Source organism: Streptomyces sp. NPDC047315 (assembly GCF_040643215.1).
GTDB lineage: Bacteria > Actinomycetota > Actinomycetes > Streptomycetales > Streptomycetaceae > Streptomyces.
In genome coordinates this window covers 157,503-164,326 of record NZ_JBEYTZ010000022.1, presented here as the reverse complement: position 1 = coordinate 164,326, position 6,824 = coordinate 157,503, and the positions used below count along the sequence as shown (strand labels likewise).

Annotated in this window: 8 protein-coding genes; 5 read left to right on the top strand and 3 right to left on the bottom strand. The window is 70.7% G+C overall.

Annotated elements, in window-relative coordinates; all coding sequences use genetic code 11:
* The first annotated feature begins 799 nt into the window (after positions 1–799).
* From ABZ842_RS24990 to ABZ842_RS24980, 3 genes are all read left to right on the top strand, one after another.
* Positions 800–1,645 (top strand): helix-turn-helix transcriptional regulator, encoded by an 846-nt coding sequence (locus tag ABZ842_RS24990; protein ID WP_361540687.1) that lies wholly within the window; start codon positions 800–802, stop codon positions 1,643–1,645.
* Position 1,646: 1 nt separating this feature from the next.
* Entirely contained in the window at positions 1,647–1,850 is a 204-nt protein-coding gene (locus tag ABZ842_RS24985; protein WP_361540684.1) for a DUF397 domain-containing protein, read from the top strand.
* A 117-nt stretch (positions 1,851–1,967) separates the two neighbouring features.
* The gene (locus ABZ842_RS24980; RefSeq protein ID WP_361540681.1) at positions 1,968–2,177 is read left to right on the top strand and encodes a DUF397 domain-containing protein; all 210 of its coding nucleotides are present in this window, start codon (positions 1,968–1,970) and stop codon (positions 2,175–2,177) included.
* A 55-nt stretch (positions 2,178–2,232) separates the two neighbouring features.
* Here the strand turns inward: ABZ842_RS24980 and ABZ842_RS24975 are convergent, their stop codons facing one another.
* The 3 genes from ABZ842_RS24975 to ABZ842_RS24965 form a co-directional block, all read right to left on the bottom strand.
* The gene (locus ABZ842_RS24975; RefSeq protein WP_361540678.1) at positions 2,233–2,955 is read right to left on the bottom strand and encodes a cation transporter; all 723 of its coding nucleotides are present in this window, start codon (positions 2,953–2,955) and stop codon (positions 2,233–2,235) included.
* Positions 2,956–2,957: 2 nt separating this feature from the next.
* Positions 2,958–3,293: a metalloregulator ArsR/SmtB family transcription factor gene (locus ABZ842_RS24970; RefSeq protein ID WP_361540675.1), complete on the bottom strand. Its 336-nt coding sequence runs from the start codon at positions 3,291–3,293 to the stop codon at positions 2,958–2,960.
* A 173-nt stretch (positions 3,294–3,466) separates the two neighbouring features.
* A complete protein-coding gene (locus ABZ842_RS24965) occupies positions 3,467–3,928 on the bottom strand; it encodes a nitroreductase family deazaflavin-dependent oxidoreductase (RefSeq protein WP_361540672.1) in 462 nt (153 codons plus the stop codon).
* 284 nt (positions 3,929–4,212) lie between these two features.
* Here ABZ842_RS24965 and ABZ842_RS24960 point away from each other — a divergent pair, with 284 nt between their 5' ends.
* Both ABZ842_RS24960 and ABZ842_RS24955 read left to right on the top strand, forming a co-directional pair.
* Positions 4,213–5,025: a TIGR03084 family metal-binding protein gene (locus tag ABZ842_RS24960; RefSeq protein WP_361540669.1), complete on the top strand. Its 813-nt coding sequence runs from the start codon at positions 4,213–4,215 to the stop codon at positions 5,023–5,025.
* Positions 5,022–6,773: an acyclic terpene utilization AtuA family protein gene (locus ABZ842_RS24955; RefSeq protein ID WP_361540667.1), complete on the top strand. Its 1,752-nt coding sequence runs from the start codon at positions 5,022–5,024 to the stop codon at positions 6,771–6,773. The genes ABZ842_RS24960 and ABZ842_RS24955 overlap by 4 nt, the downstream gene beginning before the upstream one ends.
* Positions 6,774–6,824 lie beyond the last annotated feature (51 nt).

The following is a 6,824-nucleotide window of genomic DNA, read 5'->3' as shown; positions in this document are numbered from 1 at the left end:
CGGGTGTGCCGGTGATGCACACGGCGGACACGACGATGTCCTCGCCGAGCATGCGTACGGATCGCCAGCCCTTGTACTGGCCTCGCTCGATCATGTGGTTCCTCCTGTGGAGGGGTGGGGTGTGGGGGTGGGTGGTCCCGGCCACCGGGGCAGGGGCGTGCCCGCGGGCGGCCGGGACCAAAAGGGGGGGCGGGGAGGGACCGTTGCTCCCCGCCCCCTTTTGACCGCCGTCGCGCAATTCTCTTCAGCGTTAGGGAAACGCTGATGCGCGAAGGCGGAGCTGTGAGTGGTTAGAGGGTGTGCCTGCTGCTGTTGGCGTTGAGCTCCGCGAGGGCGGGACTCAGGACGGTCAAGTTTCGGGAATCCAAGTCGCCGTGTTTCGCGGTCCACTCAAGGCCGCCGCCCTGAGGCCGCAGGTAGTACACGGACCAGTAACACGCCACGACCACGCCGACCTTCTTGGCGGCGGAGTCGTAGACTGCGGTCCCATTCTTGAATTCGGGAGAACTCACCTCAGCACCATCTTCGCGTCCGTCAAATGGCTTCGTGGATATTGGTGTTTGGCGGCCAGGTAGTAGAGCGCGCGGGACTTCGCTGTCATGGCTTTCCCCGCGGTGAGGGGTAAAGCGCGCTCCGTCTTGCTGAAGCGTGGGCCACTGGTCATCCGGCTACCTCCTCGCTCCCCCCTCGGGATGGGTATCTTTGGTTCCTACCTTCGACCAGAACAACGATTCATGTACACGGGCGTCGTGTAACCAAATACCCTGAGTGGACAAGCACTTGCGAGGGGGTCATTGCGTTGGAGCTGGAGCCAGGAGGGCGCGGGGCACACGCGGCACCTGCCGAGATGCTGGCGGCGCGGGTCAAGTTGGCTCGCACAAAGGCCGGTCTGTCGTTGCGAGCCCTTGCTGAGAAGGTTGGGTATCCGCACACCTATTTGAGTCGCGTCGAGAATGGTGACCAACTTCCATCCCCAGCACTGGCGGAAGACCTTGACTCCTTCTACGAGACGGACGGACTGTTCAACGACTTACGTACCGTCGTCCTGGTAGCGGCAGCAGAGACACCGAAGTGGGGCCACCGGGTCCTTGAGGCTGAGAAGCGTGCGGGCCGCATCCAAACGTTCAACAGCAGCGTCGTACCAGGGCTGCTCCAGACCGAGCCTTACACGACTGCTCTCTACGTTGAGTCGATGCCGGGTAAGGACGCCGAGAACATCGCGCTGCAAGTCGCCAAGCGTGCCCATCGTCGAGAGGTGCTGAACTCAGCCACTCCGCCGTTGTACTGGGCCATCATGGACGAAGCGGCCTTGAGGCGCCCAGTCGGTGGTGCGTCTGTGATGGCAGAGCAGATCAGGCACATACTCCACATGGTCGAGACGAACAGCGCGGTCCAAGTGCAGGTGCTGCCCTTCTCACATGGAGTGCACCCACTGTTGGGCGGTAGCTTGAGCTTGCTCACCCTTCGGGATGGGGCAACCTTCGCCTATGTCGAGTCGTTCGCGTCTGGTGTGTCTGTCGACGGCCCGGCTGAAGTGCTGGAGCTGACAACGCTCCTAGACATCGCGCGGTCGAAAGCTCTTGACGGTGGGGAGAGCATGGCTCAATTCCGAAAGTACCTGAGAGAGTATGAGGATGGTTGCTGACATGAACACCCCCGCTCCGGACTGGGTGAAGAGCAGTTACAGCAACGGCCAAGGTGGCGAGTGCGTCGAGTGGGCGCCGGCGGACGCCTCCGTCACTGGCGTCGTTCCCGTCCGTGACTCGAAGGTCCCGGCCGGCCCCGTCCTGCGCATCCCTGCGAACGCCTTCGCCGCGTTCGTGACCGGCATCAAGGACGGCACGGTCTGACGACCGACCCCGCACCAGCACCAAGGGTGCCCCGCCGAGTCCCATTCTCTGGCTCGGTGGGGCACCCTTGTTCGTGGAACCTGTCGCCGTAGTCGACCAGCTACGAAAGGGCACTCCGTGACGACCACGACCGAACCCCTCAGCTGGCTCAAGTCCTCCTACAGCGACCCCAACGGCGGCAACTGCATCGAGTGGGCGCCGGCGGACGCGTACGCCACCGGCGTCGTCCCCGTCCGTGACTCCAAGGCCCCGGCCGGCCCCGTCCTGCGCATCCCCGCACCCGCCTTCGTCGCGTTCGTGACCGGCATCAAGGGCGGCACGGTCTGACGACCCGCAGCTTCGTTTTGCCTGCCGCGCACGCCAATCGCCGCGGCAGTCGGGGTCAGCAGCAGTCGCAACCGGGGCGGCAGCCGCACGCGTCCGACCCGGCGTCGGTGGACGGCGCTGTCGCGGGTGCGGGCGTGGGCGCGCAGCAGCCCTTGCCCTGCCAGGCGTCGCGGCCCTCCTTCACTGCGATGGCGGCGATAACGAGAGCGGCGATCGGGTCGGCCCAGGACCAGCCGAGCGCGGCGTTGAGGACCAGGCCGACGAGGAGCACGGCGGACAGGTACGTGCACAGGAGGGTCTGCTTGGAGTCGGCGACCGCGCTGGCGGAGCCGAGTTCGCGGCCGGCCCTGCGCTGGGCGGCGGACAGGAACGGCATCACGGCCAGGGACAGCGCGGCGATCACGATGCCGGGGATGGACCGCTCGGCCTCGCCCGTGCCGGTCAGGGCGCGGACGGCGTCGAAGGCGACGTACGCGGCGAGCGCGAAGAAGGACACCGCGATGATCCGCAGGGCGGTCTTCTCCCGCGCCTCGCGCACGGCGTGCTCGCGGGCGGAGAACTGCCAGGCCACGGCCGCGGCGGAGGAGACCTCGACGACCGAGTCCAGGCCGAAGCCGATCAGCGCCGTGGAGGAGGCGATCGTGCCGGCCGTGATGGCGACGATCGCCTCGATGACGTTGTAGCCGATGGTCGCGGCGAGCAGGAGCCGTATCCGCTTGGCAAGGGCATCGCGCCGGGCCGCGGAGGGGCCGCGGGAGGTGGACGTGTCGGCTGTCATGGTCAGCAGCAGCCCTTTTCGTCGGCGTCCGTGCAGGTCCGGTCGGTCTCGACGGCGACCACTGCGGTGCGCAGGTCGTCCAGGGCGTGGCCGAGGCGGTCGTCGGCGAGCTCGTAGCGGGTGCGACGGCCGTCGGGGGCGGTGACGACCAGGCCGCAGTCGCGCAGGCATGCGAGGTGGTTCGACAGCCGGGTCCGAGAGATGCCGAGGGCTTCGGCGAGGTCGGCCGGATATGCGGGGGCGGCCCGTAGGGCGAGCAGGATGCGGCAGCGGATCGGGTCGGCGAGCGCGCGGCCGAATCGGGCCAGCACGTCGATGTCGGAGGCAACGGTCAGCACACCACAACAGTACATCCAATCCTGAATTCAGGAAATCGTGGATAGTGGGGGTCGCCCGGCCCCTCAAGGGGCCTTCGATCCATGAAGGTCACCCGAGAGGGGCGCCCGCACCCCGCGCGGCCGGCCGGCGTCCAAGCGGTGGGCGGGCCGGGCCCAGTGAGTGGGCCCGGCGCTCAGTTCGCCCGCGGCGTCGGGGACTCAGGTTCCAGGACGAAGACCGGGATCACGCGGTCCGTCTTCTCCTCGTACTCCGCGTACGTCGGAAACGCCGCGACCGCGCGCTGCCACCACTCCGCGCGCTCGTCGCCGGTGACCTCGCGCGCGGTCATGCCCTGGCGCTGCGGGCCGTCCTGGAGTTCCACCTGCGGGTCGGCCTGGAGGTTGTAGTACCAGACGGGGTTGTTGGGGGCGCCGCCCAGCGAGGCCACCGCCGCGTACCGGCCCTCGTGTTCCACGCGCATCAGCGGGATCTTGCGGATCTTGCCGCTCTTCGCGCCGCGCATCGTGATGATGACGACCGGGAGGCCGGTGTCCCAGAGCGTCGTGCCCTGGGTGCCGCCGGAACTCTCGTACAGCTCGACCTGGTCGCGCACCCACTGCGTCGTACTCGGCTCGTACTCGCCCTCAAGCGGCATTGCTTGTACCCCAATGTCGTGTACGGATGATGTCTGCACAGGCCGGCACACGCCCTGCGCGAGCAGCCTCGCGTGGAGATCAACGCCACAGCGAGCGAACCGTATTCCGGCTTCCCCCGTTGGAACCCGCCCACCGCGACCGCACGCCGCCGCCGTCGTACCGCCGCTCCACACCAGCCACCCCCCACCGACCTCTCGGCCATTCAAAGCAAGCACGCTTGCTTGTTTCTCTGGGCGCTGCCATGCTCCCGGCACACAACCGCCCCGTCCCGAGGGAGCGCACCGTGCCGGACCCCCGCGTCGTGTTCGACGACCTGCGAGACGAGGGTGACGCGCTCGACTCGCTCGTGGGCGGCGCGCCCGTGGCGGACTGGGGGCGCCGGACGCCCGCGCCGGGGTGGAGCGTCGCGCATCAGATCGCGCACCTCGCGTGGACGGACCGGGTCGCGCTGCTCGCCGTCACCGACGCCGACGCGTTCGCCGTCGAGACGGAGAAGGCGTCGGCCGCGCCGTACTCCTTCGTCGACGAGGCTGCCGAGGAGGGCGCCGTACGGCCGCCCGTCGAACTGCTGGCGCGTTGGCGCGAGGGGCGGGCCGCGCTTCAGGACGCGTTGAGCGCCGCTCCCGCCGGGGCCCGTTTCCCCTGGTACGGGCCGCCGATGGGCGCGATGTCGATGGCGACGGCACGGCTGATGGAGACCTGGGCGCACGGGCAGGACGTCGCCGACGCGCTCGGCGTCGCCCGCGAGCCCACCGCACGGCTGCGGCATGTCGTGCACATCGGCGTACGGACCAGGGACTTCGCCTTCGGGGTGCGCGGAATGACGCCGCCCGGGGAGGAGTTCCGGATCGAGTTGACGGCGCCCGGGCCCGGCGGTGAACGGTGGACGTACGGGCCAAAGGACGCCGCCCAGCGCGTGACCGGGCCGGCCGTCGACTTCTGTCTGCTGGTCACCCAACGGGCGAACCGCGCGGACCTCGCGCTCACCGCCGACGGGCCGGACGCGGACCGCTGGCTGGACATCGCCCAAGCCTTCGCCGGGCCGGCCGGGCGAGGTCGGGACCCCCAGGACCACGGCTCCCGGAGGCGGGCGTGACGACCGCCGCCCCCCTGCGCATAGGGAACGCATCCGGCTTCTACGGCGACCGCTTCGACGCGCTGCGCGAGATGCTCACCGACGGCCCACTCGACGTCCTCACCGGCGACTACCTGGCCGAGTTGACGCTGCTGATCCTTGGGCGCGACCGGCTGAAGGATCCCGGCCTCGGCTACGCCAGGACCTTCCTGCGGCAGTTGGAGGAGTGCCTCGGCCTCGCCCGCGACCGCGGCGTGAAGATCGTCGCCAACGCGGGCGGCCTCAACCCCGCCGCCCTCGCCGACGCCGTGCGCGCCCTCGCCGACCGCACCGGTGTGCCGACGGCCGTCGCCCACGTCGAGGGGGACGACCTGATGGGCCGCGGCGACTGGGCGCCGGGCGTCCTCACCGCCAACGCCTACCTCGGCGGCGCCGGCATCGCCGCCTGTCTGCGCGCCGGCGCGGACGTCGTCGTCACCGGGCGGGTCACGGACGCCGCGCTCGTCACCGGGCCGGCCGCCGCGCACTTCGGCTGGCGCCACGACGACCCCGCCGCCCTCGACGCGCTCGCGGGCGCGCTCGTCGCCGGCCACGTCCTGGAGTGCGGCACCCAGGCCACCGGCGGCAACTACCCCTTCTTCCAGGAGGTGTTCACCGCCGATCCGGGGGCGCGCCGGCCCGGCTTCCCGCTCGCCGAGATCCACCCCGACGGCACCTCCGTCATCACCAAGCACCCCGGCACCGGCGGCCTCGTCGACGTCGGCACCGTCACCGCGCAACTGCTGTACGAGACGGGGGACGTGCGCTACCGCGGGCCCGACGTGACCGCGCGCCTGGACACCGTACGGCTCGCGCAGGACGGCCCGGACCGGGTGCGGATCAGCGGCGTGCGCGGCGAGGCACCGCCGCCGACCCTCAAGGTCGGGCTCAACAGGATCGGCGGCTGGCGCAACGAGGTCGTGTTCGTCCTCACCGGCCTCGACATAGAGGACAAGGCGCGGCTGGTGCGCGAGCAGTTGGAAGGCGCGCTCGCCGGGGACCGGCCCGCGGACGTCCGCTGGGAGCTGGCCCGTACCGAACACGCCGACGCCGACACGGAGGAACGGGCCAGCGCGTACCTGCGGCTGGTGGTGCGCGACCCGGACGCCGCGCGGGTGGGGCGCGCGGTCAGCGGCGCCGCGATCGAGCTGGCCCTCGGCAGCTACCCCGGCTTCCACGTGACCGCGCCGCCCGGGAAGGGCACGCCGTACGGGGTGTTCGAGGCCCGGTACGTACCGGCGGCGGAGGTTCCGCACACCGCGGTGCTCCCGGACGGCACGCGCACCCCGATCGCGGCGGCCCGGGCGCCCGAGCAGCCCGCGGTGACCACGTCGTACGCGCCCCTCTCCGAACCACCCCTTCCCGAACCACCCCTCCCCGAGCCGCTGCCGCCCGGGCCCGTACGGCTCGCGCCGCTCGGGTGCGTCGCCGGGGCCCGCAGCGGCGACAAGGGCGGGGACGCCAACGTCGGCGTCTGGGCCCGCACCGAAGACGCCTGGCGCTGGCTCGCCCACCACCTCACGGTCGACCGCTTCCGCGAACTGCTCCCCGAAACCGCCCACCTCGCCGTCGTGCGGCACGTCCTGCCCAACCTCCGCGCCCTGAACTTCACCGTCGAGGGCATCCTCGGCGAGGGCGTCGCCGCCCGGGCCCGCTTCGACCCGCAGGGCAAGGCGCTCGGCGAGTGGCTGCGCTCGCGCCGGGTGGAGATACCGGAGGTGCTGCTGTGACCCGGGGCCTGTCGTACGGATCAGGCCCCGCGTAGCCCCGTTGCCGTGACG

Bases quoted from the DNA above. Each gene is read 5' to 3' on its own strand.
- ABZ842_RS24975 (WP_361540678.1), bottom strand. From the start codon at position 2,955: ATGACAGCCGACACGTCCACCTCCCGCGGCCCCTCCGCGGCCCGGCGC.
- ABZ842_RS24985 (WP_361540684.1), top strand. From the start codon at position 1,647: ATGAACACCCCCGCTCCGGACTGGGTGAAGAGCAGTTACAGCAACGGC.
- ABZ842_RS24965 (WP_361540672.1), bottom strand. From the start codon at position 3,928: ATGCCGCTTGAGGGCGAGTACGAGCCGAGTACGACGCAGTGGGTGCGC.